At 73.9% G+C, this 14,803-nt stretch carries 14 protein-coding genes; 7 read left to right on the top strand and 7 right to left on the bottom strand.

Annotated features, from left to right (window positions below; all coding sequences use genetic code 11):
• Positions 1–100: 100 nt before the first annotated feature.
• Entirely contained in the window at positions 101–1,855 is a 1,755-nt protein-coding gene (locus ACWD5O_RS07725) for a DEDD exonuclease domain-containing protein (protein ID WP_450084873.1), read from the bottom strand.
• A gap of 127 nt (positions 1,856–1,982) precedes the next feature.
• Here ACWD5O_RS07725 and ACWD5O_RS07720 point away from each other — a divergent pair, with 127 nt between their 5' ends.
• The 7 genes from ACWD5O_RS07720 (at position 1,983) to ACWD5O_RS07690 (ending at position 8,275) form a co-directional block, all read left to right on the top strand.
• Positions 1,983–3,437: an NYN domain-containing protein gene (locus ACWD5O_RS07720; protein WP_450084872.1), complete on the top strand. Its 1,455-nt coding sequence runs from the start codon at positions 1,983–1,985 to the stop codon at positions 3,435–3,437.
• Between the two features lie 429 nt (positions 3,438–3,866).
• Positions 3,867–4,097 carry an IS607 family transposase gene (locus ACWD5O_RS07715; protein WP_450084871.1) on the top strand — a complete coding sequence of 77 codons (231 nt, stop codon included), beginning with the start codon at positions 3,867–3,869 and terminating at the stop codon, positions 4,095–4,097.
• A gap of 191 nt (positions 4,098–4,288) precedes the next feature.
• The gene (locus tag ACWD5O_RS07710; protein WP_450084870.1) at positions 4,289–5,095 is read left to right on the top strand and encodes a hypothetical protein; all 807 of its coding nucleotides are present in this window, start codon (positions 4,289–4,291) and stop codon (positions 5,093–5,095) included.
• Between the two features lie 4 nt (positions 5,096–5,099).
• A complete protein-coding gene (locus tag ACWD5O_RS07705) occupies positions 5,100–5,501 on the top strand; it encodes a zinc ribbon domain-containing protein (RefSeq protein ID WP_450084895.1) in 402 nt (133 codons plus the stop codon).
• Positions 5,502–5,517: 16 nt separating this feature from the next.
• A complete protein-coding gene (locus tag ACWD5O_RS07700) occupies positions 5,518–5,739 on the top strand; it encodes a hypothetical protein (protein WP_450084869.1) in 222 nt (73 codons plus the stop codon).
• 155 nt (positions 5,740–5,894) lie between these two features.
• Positions 5,895–7,154: a M48 family metalloprotease gene (locus ACWD5O_RS07695; protein ID WP_450084868.1), complete on the top strand. Its 1,260-nt coding sequence runs from the start codon at positions 5,895–5,897 to the stop codon at positions 7,152–7,154.
• Positions 7,151–8,275 carry a glycosyltransferase family 4 protein gene (locus ACWD5O_RS07690; RefSeq protein WP_450084867.1) on the top strand — a complete coding sequence of 375 codons (1,125 nt, stop codon included), beginning with the start codon at positions 7,151–7,153 and terminating at the stop codon, positions 8,273–8,275. The genes ACWD5O_RS07695 and ACWD5O_RS07690 overlap by 4 nt, the downstream gene beginning before the upstream one ends.
• A gap of 14 nt (positions 8,276–8,289) precedes the next feature.
• Here the strand turns inward: ACWD5O_RS07690 and ACWD5O_RS07685 are convergent, their stop codons facing one another.
• The 6 genes from ACWD5O_RS07685 to ACWD5O_RS07660 all read right to left on the bottom strand — a co-directional run bounded on the left by ACWD5O_RS07685 (position 8,290) and on the right by ACWD5O_RS07660 (position 14,793).
• Entirely contained in the window at positions 8,290–8,958 is a 669-nt protein-coding gene (locus ACWD5O_RS07685) for a lysophospholipid acyltransferase family protein (RefSeq protein WP_354965059.1), read from the bottom strand.
• Between the two features lie 28 nt (positions 8,959–8,986).
• Positions 8,987–9,568 (bottom strand): TetR/AcrR family transcriptional regulator, encoded by a 582-nt coding sequence (locus ACWD5O_RS07680; RefSeq protein ID WP_450084866.1) that lies wholly within the window; start codon positions 9,566–9,568, stop codon positions 8,987–8,989.
• A gap of 121 nt (positions 9,569–9,689) precedes the next feature.
• On the bottom strand, positions 9,690–11,348 hold the full coding sequence (locus tag ACWD5O_RS07675) for a putative bifunctional diguanylate cyclase/phosphodiesterase (RefSeq protein WP_354965129.1): 1,659 nt from the start codon (positions 11,346–11,348) through the stop codon (positions 9,690–9,692).
• Between the two features lie 79 nt (positions 11,349–11,427).
• A complete protein-coding gene (locus tag ACWD5O_RS07670; RefSeq protein ID WP_354965057.1) occupies positions 11,428–12,237 on the bottom strand; it encodes an SAM-dependent methyltransferase in 810 nt (269 codons plus the stop codon).
• 188 nt (positions 12,238–12,425) lie between these two features.
• Positions 12,426–13,094, bottom strand: coding sequence for a response regulator transcription factor (locus tag ACWD5O_RS07665; RefSeq protein WP_007072219.1), 669 nt, complete (start codon positions 13,092–13,094; stop codon positions 12,426–12,428).
• 7 nt (positions 13,095–13,101) lie between these two features.
• Positions 13,102–14,793 carry a sensor histidine kinase gene (locus tag ACWD5O_RS07660; protein ID WP_354965056.1) on the bottom strand — a complete coding sequence of 564 codons (1,692 nt, stop codon included), beginning with the start codon at positions 14,791–14,793 and terminating at the stop codon, positions 13,102–13,104.
• Positions 14,794–14,803: the final 10 nt, after the last annotated feature.

Raw genomic sequence — 14,803 nt, 5'->3', positions numbered from 1 at the left:
TCCGCCGAAACCCGGCGACCGGGAGCAGGCCCACGAATCGGGCAGGACTGCACTTCTCTAACAGCCTAAGCGAGTCGACGTAGTCCGATCGGTCACTTGGTCATGAGCGTTCGGTCGAGAGTTGGTGGGACGCCCCGCTCTCGGCCTTCGCCAGCAGGTCCCGGAAACGCCCCGCGCCACCCACCGGGGAGGACCAACCGGAGGACATCTCCACCAGCCGGGTCTCCGGTCGCTCCAACCAGGACAAGATGCGCTCGGACTCCTCCGCCGTGGCCGCCGGCACCGGGCCGTGCCCACCCGACACCGTCTCGGCGGTGGCCCGGATGGCGTTCAGCGTGGGTCGCGGGTGGACGCCGGGCGGGGACACCCCCGCGCCCGCCAGCCGCCCGTGCCGGACCAGGGCCAGCTCCCAGCCGCCCCGGGCGGCCGGCCGGGCCGCGGCCAGCTCGACGATCCCGGTCAGCGCGGCCAGCCGCTGCATCCGCACGGTGGCGCGCAGCACCGCCGCCAGCCGGGACCGCACCACCGCGGCCTCCTCGTAGCGCTGGTCGCGGGAGAGCACGTCGATCCGGGCCAGCAGCGCGTCCACCACCGGCTGTGGGTCGCTCACGGTGGCGGTGCGGAACGGCGCCACGGCGCGGTGGTCGTACTCCTCGGGGGTGATCTTGTGCTCGCAGGGAGCCGGGCAGCGACCCAGCTCGGCCAGCGCGCAGGCCGGCGTGATGGTCCGCAGCGAGAGCCGGTGCGTGCACTGGCGCAGCGGCACGGCGTCGTGGAAGCCCGCGGCGGCCAGCTCCGCGGACCGCCGGGAGGTGAACGGGCCGAGGTAGGCGGTGTCGGTGGGGGAGAGGTCGCGGACCACCGACAGCCGGGGATACGGCCCGTCGGTCAGCTTGAGCCAGACCATCCGCTCAGGGTATTTCGACCGCCGGTTGTACGGCGGGGCGTGCGCGGCGATCAACCGCAGCTCGCGGACCTCCGCCTCCAGCGAGTGCGCGCACTCCACCGCCTCGACCCGCTCGGCCGCGGCCAGCATCTCGGAGATCCGGGCCCGCTTCTCGCCAGCGGTGAAGTAGCTGCGCACCCGGGTGGCGATGTCGCCGGAGGTGCCGACGTAGAGCGGACGGTCGTCAGCGGCCCGGAAGATGTAGACCCCCGGCACCTTGGGCAGGCCCTCGGCCAGGTGTCGCTTGCGGCGCTGGGTCGGGGTGACCGCCCGGGCGAACTCGATGGCGTCGCCGACCGTGTCGACCCGGTGCCCGCCCAGTCGGGCGATCAACCCGTGCAGCACGTCGACGGTGGCCTTCGCGTCGTCCAGCGCCCGGTGGGTGGGCTGGGTGGCGGTGCGGAAGTAGGCCGCCAGGGTGCCCAGCTTGCGGTTGGGCACCTCGTCGCGGGTCAGCACCCGGCGGGCCAGCGCCGCCGTGTCCAACACTCGGGGGTTGGGCCAGCGGTAGCCGTGCTTCGCGCAGGCGGCCTTGAGGAAGCCCACGTCGTAGGGCGCGTTGTGGGCGACCAGGACCGCGTCGGCGATGAACTCCAGGAAGCTCGGCAGCACCTGCTCGATCGGCGGCGCCGGCATCAGCATGGCCTGGGTGATCCCGGTCAGCACGGTGATGAACGGCGGGATCGGCTGCCCCGGGTTGACCAGGGTGGCCAGCACGCCCAGCTGCTCACCACCGCGCACCTTGACGGCGCCGATCTCGGTGATGCCGCCGCCGTCCGGCGCGCCGCCGGTGGTCTCCAGGTCGACCACCACGAAGGTGGTCGCGTAGAGCGGCAGCGCCGGGTCCACCCCGCCCACCGCCGGGTCGAGACCGGCCAGCGACTCCTGGACGTACTCCGCCTGTGCCATCGGCGGCACGCTAGCGCGCCGGTCCGACACTCCCGTCACAGCGGCCCCACCGGTCGGCATGGGGCTAGGATGAGAGATCGGCTCACTCACCGGGCGGTGGGCCCGGTCGCGGTGGGAGACTTGCCACATGCCCCTCACCGAGCCGCACGACGACCACCTCCAGCAGGAGGATCCGGTCGCGCGCGACGGTGCCGTGGGCGACCCGGACAGCGGCGACGAGACCGCCGTCGACGAGTCATCCGGCCCGGTGGGCCCGGGCGGCGAGCCGACGATCGAGCCGGAGCCCGTCCTGCCCGAGCCGGTCCGGCAGCGGATCGTGGCGCTGACCGCCGCGGTGCTGCCCACCCTCCCGGCCGACGAGGTCCCGGTGCCGTTGCGCCGGGTGGCCAAGTTCGCCCCGAACCGGCGGGCCCGGCTCGGCGCGCCAGCCATCGCCGCCCAGCTCACCGGCGACCCGCTGTTCCGGCAGCGGGTCACCGCCCGGGTGCTGGCCGACGCCGGTGACCTCGGCGCGGCCGTGGTCGAGGGCACCGCGCCGGCCGCCGCCGACCCGGTCGAGGTGGCCGCGCTGGCCTACCTGGCCCGGCCGCGCGGTTGGCGGGAGCTGATCGACGCCAGCGGCGCGGCGGTCCGCGCCGAGGCGGACAGCGCGGTCGTCGCCGAGCTGGTCCGCGAGGCTGAGCAGCGGGCCACCCGGGCCGAGCACGACCGCGCGGTGGCCCGGGTGGAGGCGGAGAAGCTCCGCGACGAGCTGGCCCGGGTCCGGGAGGAGCTGGGCCAGCTCCGCGAGGAGTCCCGCCAACTGGCCCGCACCCTGCGGGAGACCCAGGCCCGCGAGCGCAAGGCCACCGAACTGCTGGCCACCGAACGCGGCCGGGCCGCGCGCGCCAGCGCCGACGTGGACGCCGAGCTGCGCCGGGCCCGCGCCCGGCTGGCCGAGGCGGAGGCGGCCGCCGGTGTGGCCCGGGCCAGCGCCAAGGAGGCCCGCTCGGTCGACGACGCCCGGCTCTGGCTGCTGTTGGAGACCATCGGCCAGGCCGCCGTCGGGCTGCGCCGGGAGCTGGCACTCGACCCGGTGGACAAGCTCCCCGCCGACTTCGTCGCCGACGCGTTCGCCGACCAGACGGGCACCGCCCCGACCGGCCCGTCCGCGCGCGCCCGGGACACCGACGACCCGGCCCGGCTGGACCAGCTGCTCGCGCTGCCCCGGGCGCACCTCGTGGTGGACGGCTACAACGTCACCAAGCGCGGCTTCGGTGAGATGTCGCTGGAGCAGCAGCGCAAGCGCCTGGTCACCGGCCTGGGCGGGATCGCCGCGCAGACCGGCGACGAGGTCACCGTGGTCTTCGACGGCGCCGAGCGGATGCACGGGCTGCCGCCGGCGCCGCGGGGCGTACGGGTGCTCTTCTCCCGCAAGGGCGAGACCGCGGACGAGCTGATCCGGCGGCTGGTCCGGGCCGAGCCGGCGGGCCGCCCGGTGGTGGTGGTCTCCTCCGACCGTGAGGTCGCCGACGGGGTCCGTCGGCACGGCGCCTACCCGCTGGGCGCCGACTCGCTGCTGCGCCGACTCGCCCGCTCCTGACCGTGTCTGGCCGTCCCGCGCCGGGCGCTAAAGCATGATCGACTCCAGATCGCTGACACCGGGCCATCCTCGGCCCCGGGACACCGCGACATCGCCGAAACGGTGTCGATCAGGGGTGGGGCCCGCCGCATTGGATCGTGAAGACGTTCCCCGATCCAGATCAGCTGACTCGGACACTTGAACGGCTCGGCTGGTCGGCGCGGGTGTGGCCCGCTGAGACGCGGTTGATCGCTGGCTCGGCCGCGCCAAAGCGCGGGTCTGGCCGGTAGCCAGGTGAGCAGCGCTCTCCTTCGTGTGATCGACACGAGGTCGGCGATGTCGCTGTGTCCGGCCGGTCGGGATACCCCGATATCGCTGACCTGGAGTCGATCTCGGCCGGTCGGGGCGGTTGTCTGGGTTTCTGTCGTACCCGGTGTCTAGCGTCGATGTGTGATCGCCCACCAGGACCGGCTGGCTCGTTTCGGCTTCGACTACCTCGCCCACGAGGCGCGGGTCGCTGGCTGCGCCATTATTGTCGCCAGTCAGGAGTCCCTGCCGCCGCGAGAGGAGATGGTGCAGGACCTGCTGGCTGTCGTGGACACCTTCTCCGGCCGCCTGTATGGGCTGCGCCGCTACGAGAAGCAGCTCAAGGCGGCGGACTTGACTGAGGGGTCGGCGTGACGACGACCCGGATCGCCTACTCGAACCGCCCCAACGCCGGTAAGCACCGTGCGCTCATGGAGCAGGCCCGGCGGCTGGGGCGGGTGCGCTCCGAGGTATGGCAGCGCTACGGGTCGGTCAGCGGAGTTGGACTCACCGACCGCCAGGTCCGCGACCGGTGGCTGGCCGACGGCACCCACCACCAGTTCGGGGTGTTGGCCAACGCCTGGAAGGAAACCGTCCGCGACGCGATGGCCGACATCGCCGCGACCCGCGAGTCGGCGAAGGTGCAGGTGCGCCGGGCCATCCGGCGCCGCACCGGCGATCAGGCAGAGCAGAAACGATTGTTTGGGCTGCTGAAGGCTGACCGGTGGGCCGACGACCCGTACCTGTCGCGGCAGATGCGCTCACACTGGCGGCGCGGGCACAACCGCACCCACAACCAGATAGTGGTGCGCGCGGACCAGCACCACACCCGGGCTGACAAGGGCGGGCGATTGTGGCTGGCCGTACCCGGTCTCGTTCGGCGCCAGATGGTCCGCATCCCGCTGAACACCATCGTCGTCCCGACGGGCACGCTGCGGCTGATCCTGCGCGGCGGCCGGGTGGAGATCCACTATCAGATCGACGCCGCCAGCATGAAAACCTCACAGCGTCCGTGCGGCGCGGCGACGCTGGGGGTGGACAAGGGTTACACCGAGGTGCTGACCGACTCTGACGGCAACCACCACGGCGGTCACCTGGGTGACCTGTTGACTGCCGAGTCTGATCGGATCAAGGAGCGGAACCGCCGCCGGGCGAAGGTGCGTTCGGTCGCCAACAATGCCGCCCGGCGCGGCGACCGGGCGAAGGCCGAGCGGATCGCCAGGAACAATCTCGGCACGCTCAAGCGTGACCGGCAGGCCGCCCGTAATCAGGCGCGGGTGCGCACGGAGATCTTCACCGCCGTGCATCGGGTGGTGGACAAGGCCGCCGTCGTGGTGGCTGAAGACCTGACCCAAGGCGTTCGCCGGGCGTAAACCGCTGGGCAGGAACACCAACCGGCGTCTCGCTGCGTGGACCAAGGGGGTCACCGCGCAGGCGCTGAAGGATGTGTCGGAGCGCAGAGGTTCTGCGCTCGTGCACGTCAATGCCGCCTACACCTCACAAGTCTGTCACCGCTGCGGCTGCTTCGGCCGCCGCGCCGGGGACCGGCTTCACTGCACGTCGTGCGGGGTGGTGTGGCAGGCCGACGTGAACGCCGCGATCAACGTGCTGCGACGACATGGTGACCCCGACATCACCCTGCATACCCCGCATCGTGTGGTGAGGCAGATCGTGCAGGCGCGGGCCGATCGCCACCGGAGCAGACTGCCGCTCCTGGACTCCAGCCCGGCCCGCCGGGCGGAGAGCGAATCATCCAACCTGCTCAGCAATGAGCAATAACTAGGAAGCAGGCGTGATGCTCATCGACTGCGACGGGTGCGCGAGGCAGCGGGGTGACGGCTGTTCCGGCTGCCTGGTGGCCGCCCTGTTCGACGAGGCGTCCCCGGCGGCCGGCCTGGACGGCGCCGAGGTCCAGGCGATCGAGTTGTTCGCCCGGGCCGGTTTCGACGTGGAGGTGCTGGCCGCGCCCGCGCGTCCCGGCGCCGCCCGTCGCCACGCCGCCCGCCGGGTCGCCTGAGCGCGACACCGCGCCCGAAGCGGGCTTTTCGCGGGCCATAGGATGGGCGGTCACGGCGGGAGGAGCGGCGGGATGAGCGGGGTACGACGCGACGACGGCGGGCCCGCCGTCGGCGGCGGGAAGGCCCGTCGCGTGGCGAGCACGGCGGTGTCCCGGTGACCCCGCGCGGCTGGGCGCTGCTGACCCTGGCCGGGTTGACCGTCGCGCTGTTGGTGATCGCCGCGCTGCTGATCCCGTGGCACCGGCCGCCGGCGCCCCGGGCCGACCAGCTCGCCGCGCTGCGTGACCTGCCCGCCGAGCAGGTGGCCCGGGGGCGGGAGTTCCGCGCCGCACTGCGCCCCGGCGGTTACGCCGCGCTCGCCGTCGGGCTGCTGGTCGCCCTCGCGCTGGGGCTGACCCCGCTGGGCAGCCGCCTGATCGAGCTGGTGGGCCGGCCGTTCGGTGGGCACTGGGCCGCACAGGCCGTGCTCGGCGGGCTGGCCGTGGTGCTCGTCGCCGACCTGCTCACCCTCCCGTTCGCCGCCTGGCGGCAGAGCGTGCTCACCCGCTACGGGCTGAGCACCAACGGCTGGAGCGGCTGGACGGCCGACCTGCTCAAGTCGTACGCGGTCAGCGCGGTGATCGGCGCGGTGGCGCTGTTCGGGTTCTACGCGGTCGTCCGCCTCGCGCCGCGCTGGTGGTGGGCGTTCGGCGCGGCCGGCGCGGCGGTGCTGGTGGTGCTGCTGTCGTTCGTGTTGCCGGTGCTGGTGGAGCCGGTGTTCAACCGCTTCACGCCGATGGAGCAGGGCCCGCTGCGCACCGAGCTGATGAGCATGGCCGCCCGCGACGGCGTGCCGGTGCGCGACGTGCTGGTCGCCGACGCCTCCCGGCGCACCAGGGCGGTCAACGCGTACGTCTCCGGTCTCGGGCCGACCCGACGGGTGGTGGTCTACGACACGCTGCTGCGCGAGGCCACCCCGGCCGAGGTGACCGCCGTGGTGGCGCACGAGCTGGGGCACGCGAAGGACCGGGACGTCGCGGCCGGCACGCTGACCGGGGCGCTCGGCGCCGCGGCCGCGGTGGTGGCGCTCTACCTGCTTGGCTCGTGGGGGCCGCTGCTGCGGATGGCCGGTGTCGATTCGGTCGCCCACCCACGCGCGTTTCCGTTGCTGGTCGCCCTGGTCACGGTGGCCGGGCTGGTCGCCGCGCCGGTGCAGGCGCTGATGTCCCGGCGAGTGGAGGCACGGGCCGACGCGCACGCGCTCGCGCTCACCCGTGACCCGGTCGCCTTCGAGTCGATGCAGCGCCGACTCGGCACGGTCAACCTCGGCGACCCTGACCCGCCGCGCTGGGAATATCTCTACTCGGCCTCACACCCGTCCACCGTGGAGCGGATGGCCGCCGCCCGCGCGTACGCCCGGGAGGCCGGCCGATGAACCGCACGCTGCTGATCACCAACGACTTCCCGCCCCGCCCGGGCGGGATCCAGTCCTTCGTGCACAACCTCGCGGTGCGTCAGCCGGCCGGCTCGGTGGTGGTGTACGCGTCGAGCTGGCGCGGGGCGGCGAAGTTCGACGCCGACCAGCCGTTCGAGGTGATCCGGGAACGCACCAGGGTGCTGCTGCCCACCCCGCTGATCGCCCGCCGGGCGGCGCGGCTGGCCCGCGCGTACGACTGCGACACGGTGTGGTTCGGCGCGGCGGCCCCGCTCGGGCTGCTCGCCGCCGGCCTGCGGCGGCGGGCCGGGGTGCGCCGGGTGGTGGCGCAGACCCACGGCCACGAGGTCGGTTGGGCGGCGCTGCCCGCCGCCCGGCCGGCGCTGCGCCGGATCGGTCGGGGCGTCGACGTCACCACCTACCTCGGCGAGTACACGCGCAGCCGGCTGGCCCGTGTGCTGGACGGGCTGACCGAGCTGCGCCGGCTGGCGCCCGGGGTCGATGTGGACACCTACCACCCGACCGTGGACGGCGAGCCCGTCCGGGCCCGGTTGGGGCTGACCGACCGCCCGGTGGTGGTCTGTGTGTCCCGCCTGGTGCCGCGCAAGGGGCAGGACATGCTGATCCGGGCACTGCCGGAGATCCGCCGCCGGGTGCCCGACGCGGCGCTGCTGATCGTCGGCGGCGGGCCGTACCGGGCGACCCTGGAAAAGCTGGCCCGGCATGCGGGGGTGGAACGGGACGTGGTCTTCACCGGCTCGGTGCCTACGGCCGAGCTGCCGGCGCACTACGCGGCCGGCGACGTCTACGCGATGCCCTGCCGCACCCGCAACCGCGGTCTGGACGTGGAGGGGCTGGGCATCGTCTACCTGGAGGCGTCGGCGACGGGCCTGCCGGTGGTGGCCGGTGACTCCGGCGGCGCGCCGGACGCGGTGCGCGAGGGGGAGACCGGCTACGTGGTCCGCGGCCGGGACGTCGCCCAGCTCGCCGACCGGGTGGCCCGGCTGCTCGTCGATCGGGACCTGGCCCGCCAACTGGGCGCGGCAGGTCGGGCGTGGGTGGAGCGGGAGTGGCGCTGGGAGGCGCAGGCGGAGCGGATGGCCGCCCTGCTCGCCGGCTGACCGCCGCCCGCGCCTCAGGTGGGGGTCGATCGGGGCGGGGCGTAGCGGGGCACGTACTCCTGGCCGGTGAGCCGCTGGATCGCCGCCATCACCTCGTCGGTGACCGTCCGGATGTCGCGTGGCCCGTTGATCCGGCCGGCGACCGGGATCGGCGGGCCGAATCGCAGGCTGACCGGGTGCCGGCGCGGCAGCCGCGCGTCGACGGGCAGCACCTCGGCGGTGCCGAGCACGCCGACCGGGATGATCGGCACCCCGGCGTCGCGGGCCAGCCGGGTCATGCCGACGCGGCCTCGGTAGAGCCGCCCGTCCGGGGAGCGGGTGCCCTCCGGGTAGACGGCGACCAGGCCGCCGGCGCGGAGCACCGGCACGGCGGCGTCGAGGGCGCTGAGGGCGGCTCGGCCGCCGGCCCGCTCGACGCGGATCGCGCCCATGCCGGCGACGATCCGCCGGTTGAGCCAGCCGCCCGGGCCGCGACCACTGAAGTACTCGGACTTGGCCCAGAAGGTGACGTGCCGGGGCGTCACGCTGACGAGGAAGAGTTCGTCAGCGACGGAGAGGTGGTTGCCGGCGAGGATCGCGCCGCCGTGCCGGGGCAGGTGTTCGAGCCCCTCCACGCGTGGCCGCCAGCCCAGCCGCAGCATGGTGCCGACGGTCAGCTTGGTGAGGTCGTACAGCAGGGGCACGTGTCCTCCGCGGTGGGGGTGGATGGGTTCAGGCGAAGGTCGGGCCGAGGTGGGCGTCCAGCACGGCTCGCAGCAGGGCGTCGTCGTCGGTGGCGTCCGTGGCCAGCGCCAGGCTGCCCCACGCCCAGAGCTGGGCTGTGCCGTGCAGGTTGGCCCAGAGCGCGCCGGCCAGCACCGGGGCCGGCGCGTCGGTCGGCCGGCGTACCTGAGCCACCAGGTCGGCCAGGACGGCGAACAGCGGCAGGCTCGTCTCGCGCAGCTGTAGCCGGCCGCTGTCCAGCAGGTCGTGCCGGAACATCAGCTCGAACATCCCGCGGTGCGCCGCCGCGAAGTCCAGGTACATCCGGCCGAGTGCGGTCAGTTGGGCGCGCGGGTCGGGGCCGGCGGCGCGCATCGTCTGCTCGACGCGGGCGGTGAGGTCGGCGAAGCCCTCCCGGGCGATGGCGGAGAGCAGGTCGACGTGGGTGGCGAAGTAGCGGCGCGGTGCGCCGTGCGAGACCCCGGCCCGGCGGGCGATCTCCCGCAGTGACACCGCCGACTGGCCCTCGCGCAGCACCAGGTCCACCCCGGCGGCCACCAGTCGGGCCCGGACACTCGCCTCCGCACTCATAGACACTGTCTACCAGGGCGCGTAGACGCTGTCTACCCCTGCTCTGGCCCCCGACCGCAGCGACGCGTCGACGCCAGGAGGCAGAGGCAGCGGCACGGAGCGGCCCGGCGGGCGGGGTGGGTCAGCGGATGCGGGCCAGGATCCGGTCGGCGGGGGCCGGCCGGCCGAAGTGCCAGCCCTGCGCGGCGTCGCAGCCGATCGCCCGCAGCCGCTCGGCCTGCCCGGCGGTCTCCACGCCCTCGGCGGTCACCGTCAAATCCAGTGCGTGCGCCAGCGACACCAGCGAGGCGAGGATCCGCTCATCGGTGCGCCCCACCGACGGCGACCGCAGCCCGGCCACGAACTCCCCGGCGACCTTCAGCTCGGTCACCGGCAGGTCCCGCAGGTACGCCAGGTTGCTGTAGCCCGTGCCGAAGTCGTCGATGGCGATCCGCACGCCGAGATCGGCCAGCACCCGCAGGGCGCGTACCGGCTCCTTGGCCGTGCTCATCATCGTGCTCTCGGTGATCTCCAACTGCAGTCGCTCCGGCGGCAGCCCGGTCTGCCGCAGAAGGCCGCGTACCTCCTGCACCAGCCCGGGCCGGTGCACCTGCCGGACCGCCAGGTTGACGCTCACGAACGGTGCGGCCGTGCCGCCGGCCGACCAGGCCTCCGCCTCCCGGCACGCCTCGGCCAGCACCCACCCGCCCAGTTGCACGATCAGCCCGGTCTCCTCGGCCAGGCCGATGAAGCTGTCCGGCCGCAGCACACCCAGCTCCGGGTGGCGCCAGCGGACCAGCGCCTCCACGCCGATCAGCCGGCCGTCGCGAAGCGAGGTCAGCGGCTGGTAGTCGAGGTAGAACTCGCCTCGCTCCAGGGCGGCCGGGATGGCCGCGGAGAGCGCGTACCGGGCCAGCTCCCGTCGGTTGCGCTCGGCGTCGTAGAGCGCCCAGCGCGCCCCGCCGGCCGCCTTCGCCCAGTGCAGGGTGCTGTCGGCGGCCCGCATGAGGTCACCGGGGTTCGCGCCGGCCACCTGGCGCTCGACGATGCCGATGCTCGCCGAGACCTGGAGCTCGTGCCCGTCCACCAGCGCCGGTGTCCGGACGGCGGCCAGCGCCGCCTCGGCCACCGCCACCATGTCCTCGGTGCCGCCGCTGCGCTCCACCAGGATGACGAACTCGTCCCCACCGAGTCGGGCCACCAGGTGCTCGCCCACGGTCTGGCACAGCCGCTCGGCCACTGTGGTCAACAGCCGGTCGCCGACCCGGTGCCCCAGCGTGTCGTTCACGACCTTGAACCGGTCCAGGTCGAGGAAGCACACGCCGACCCGCTGCGCGCCCCGGCCCGGCTCGTTGAGCGCGGCGGTGAGCCGCTCGGTGAACAACGTCCGGTTGGGCAGGCCGGTGAGCGGGTCGTGGGTGGCCTGGTGCCGGAACCGAGCCTCGCTGGCCCGCAGCGCCCGCTCCGCCTGCGTCCGGGCCACCATGGCGGCCCGGCGGATCGACTCCTGCTCGTCGAGCGTCCGGTCCCGCAGCGCGCGGGCGTAGCCGGTCGCAACGGCGGCCAGCAGCCGCGCCATCCGGTCCTCGACGTCCTCCGCCACCAGCCCCAGATCGCGTATCAGCCGGAGCTGGATGACCTCGACGGTACGGCCCAGCCCCTCCGCGGAGGCGATGTGCGCGGCGACCAGTTCGGCGCCCACCCGGTAACCGGCGCGGAGGTCGAACGGCTCGGCGAGCAACGCGCCGGCCAACTGCCCGGTGAGCCGGTGCAGCAGGGTCTCGAGCTGGGCCTGGGTCATCGGCAGATAGCTGGTGCCGGAGACGGCCTTGGCCCAGGCCTTGGCGAACGTGCCCGGGCAGGAGGTCGCCCCGGGCGACTCAGCCACCGAGGCGCCCGACGCCGCCCATGAAGACCGCACGCTCGGCGTCCTCCGCGCTCTCCGGGGTGTCCGGCCGCCACTGCGGCACCCAGACCACGCCCGGGTCGAGAAGCTCGAACCCGTCGAAGAGCGCGGTCAGCTCGGCCCGGTTGCGGACCCAGAGCGGGTTGTCGGTACGCCGGTAGACCCGCTCCGCCTCGGCCCGCTCGTCCTGGCTGCGCCCGTCGTCGCTGGCCTGCGACAGCACCAGGTAGCTGCCCGGGGCCAGCGCGTCGCGCAGGGTCCGCAGCAGATCCGCCGGACGGTCCTCGTCGGACACGAAGTGCAGCACGGCCACGATCATCACGGCCACCGGCTGGTCCAGGTCGAGCAGTTTGCGGATGTCCGGGTGGGTCAGGATCTTCTCCGGGCGCCGCAGGTCCTCCTGCACCACCACCGCCCGGTCGTTGCCGGCCAGGATCTCACGGCTGTGCGCCACGGCCACCGGGTCGACGTCGACATAGACCACCCGTGACTCCGGGTCGAGCCGCTGGGCGATCTCGTGCACGTTGCCGACCGTGGGGATGCCCGAGCCGATGTCCAGGAACTGCCGGATCCCGGACTCGGCGAGGTGGTGCACCGCCCGGCGCAGGAACGCCCGGTTGGCCTGGGCCATCAGCGGCGCCTCCGGCACCGCGGCCACCATCGCCTGCGCCGCCGCCCGGTCGGCAGCGAAGTTGTGCGAGCCGCCGAGGTAGTAGTCGTACATCCGCGCGACGCTCGGGCGCTCGATGTCGATGGTGTCGGGTGCCCAGTCCGGCCGCTGCATGCGCTCACCCCTCGAGTCCGCGACGCGGGCGTCGTCGCCCGCGCGGGTATTGTGCCCCCCCACGTTCCCGCCAGACCATAGCGTGCCGCCAGGTTCCCGCCGACGTCGGTCGATACGCGAAGGTCCACGCCGGCCGGAGCCGGCGCGGACCTTCGGTCGCGGCGTCCCGCTCGACGAGCGGGGTCAGGTCAGAACTTCGGGGCGTCTGGCGCCTCGAGCAGTCCGAGCCGGAGCGCGGTCATCAGCGCCTGCGCCCGGTTGGCCGCACCCAGCTTCTCGTACAGCTTGGAGATGTGCGTCTTGGCCGTGGACTCGCTGACGAACAACTGCTTGGCGATGCCGGCCACGCTCATCCCGTCGGCGAGCAGCCGCAGGACCTGCCCCTCACGGGGGGAGAGCTGCGGACCGGACGGGGCGAGCCGGCGCTTCATCGCCTCGGCCAGGTCGGCCGCCGTGAACGCGCTCGGCGAGGAGGCGGCGTGCCGCGCGGCGGCCACCACCTCGTCGGCCGGGGCGGTCTTCGGCACGAAGGCGCTCGCGCCGGCCTCCAGGGCACCGAAGAGCTGGTCGTCGCCGGCGTACATGGTCAGCACCACGATGCCCATCGAGGCGCTGGACTTGCGCAGCGCCCGGGTGGCCTCGAGGCCGCTGCCGTCGGGCAGCCGGAGATCCATGATCACCACGTCCGGCTGAAGCGCACCGGCCTGGCGTACCCCCTCTGCCGCCGTCGCGGCCTCACCGACGACCTCGAACTGACGGTCGCGCTCAAAGGCGTGCCGCAGGCCCTTGCGAATAAGGTCGTGGTCGTCGACAAGGAGGACCTTGGTGCGGGTGGCCGGTGTCGGACTGGTGGTCATCCTCGGGTTACTCCCCTTCTGCTGCTGCGCTACCGCGCAGGTTACCGCGCCGGGGCGAGGTGCCGAGAACCACCGCCACGGTCGTGCCGCTCGGTTGCCGGGGCCTGATCTCCAGCCGGCCCCGGATACGTTCCGCTCTCTCGGCCATGATCGCAAGACCGTACCGCCCGTCGGGCCGCTGGTCAGCCATCCCCTGACCGTCATCCGACACTTCAATCTGCGCGTACGGGGGGTCGACCTCACAGGTGACCCAGAGATTGGAGGCCCCGGCGTGCTTGCGCGCGTTGGTGACCGCCTCCTGCGCGATGCGCAGCAACTCGGCCTCGGTGGCCGCCGGCAGCCGCGCGGTGGACTCGTCCAGCGACAGGTGCACCCGCAGCCCGCCGGAGGCGCCCACGGTGCGCGCGTACTCGGCGATCGCCGCGGCCAGCCCGCCCTGCCGGTCCACCTCGCTGCGCAGCTCGAACAGGCTCAGCCGCAGCTCGGTGATCACCCGGGTCACCTCGCCGCGCAGCGTACGCAGCGCCTCGGCGGTCTCGTCGGCGTCGTCGAAGACGGTGGCCAGGGCGTTGTCGATGCCGTAGCCGACCATCACCAGCTCCTGCGCCACCCCGTCGTGGATCTCCCGCGCCAGCCGCTGCCGCTCCTCGTTGGTGGCCAGGGAGCGGACCTCGTCGAAGAGCAGCGCCGCCTCCAGCCGCAGCGCGGCCGGCCGGGTCAGCGCGGTCACCCGGGACACCACCGGCGCCGGGTACGCGTGTGCGGCGTCCGCCTCCAGCACCACCAGCCCCACCGTGCGCACCCCGGCGACCAGCGGAACGATCAACGCGGAGACGTCGCCACCGCGGTGCGAGCGGGACTGCGACCGGGCGGCGGTCTGCGCCTGCTGACTGGCCCAGGCGTCGGCGATCGCCGAGTCCGCGTCCAGCGTTGTCTCCCAGTCCACCCGGTCCACCCCGGCCTGGGCGAGCACCACGAGCCGGCCGCCGCCGCTGGCCGACAGCACCGCGCCCCGGTCCGCCCGGGCCACCGTGCGCAGCTCCTCGAGCAGGTGCTCGGAGATGCCGCCCGGGTCCAGGGTCGCCCCGGGCAGCTGCCGGGCCACCGTGCGCAGCTGGGTCAGCAGCCGGGTCGCCTCGGCGTACGGCTGGGGCTTGCCCTCACCGCGCACCGCCATCACCCGGTGCAGCGTGCCGGCGGCGTAGAGCCCCAGCGCGGCGAGGATCAGCCACTGCGCGCAGACCGCGAGATAACCGAGCTGGCCGAGCTGACGCTCCCCACCGACCTCGGTGAGCGCCCCGGTGACCAGCAGGGTCGCGGCGGTGACCGCGAGCAGCGCGGCGCCCTCGGAGAAGCGGCGGCGCAGCGCGGTGACGGTCACCGGCACCGCCAGGTAGGGCAGCACCGCCGAGGCGCCGAGCCCGTCGACCGTGCCGCCGATCGACGCGACCGCGGCAACCTGGCTCGCGGCCAGCCCCAGCACCACCACCTCGGCCACGCGGCTCAGCGGCCCGATCAGCCGGTGCTGAGGGGCCAGCAGCGAGGGCAACCCGGCGAACGCCAGCAGCGCGATCCACCACAGCTGGGTGACGTCGCGGGTGGCGAACAGGGTCAGGATGGCGACCAGCGCCAGCATCACCAGGCGGGCGGCCGCGGCGAGGGGATGCGGGTGTGGTGCGGCGGATGTCGATGCGGGCACGTGACGGATG

The organism is Micromonospora sp. NPDC005161 (assembly GCF_053599855.1).
This window is presented reverse-complemented; position numbering and strand designations above follow the sequence as displayed.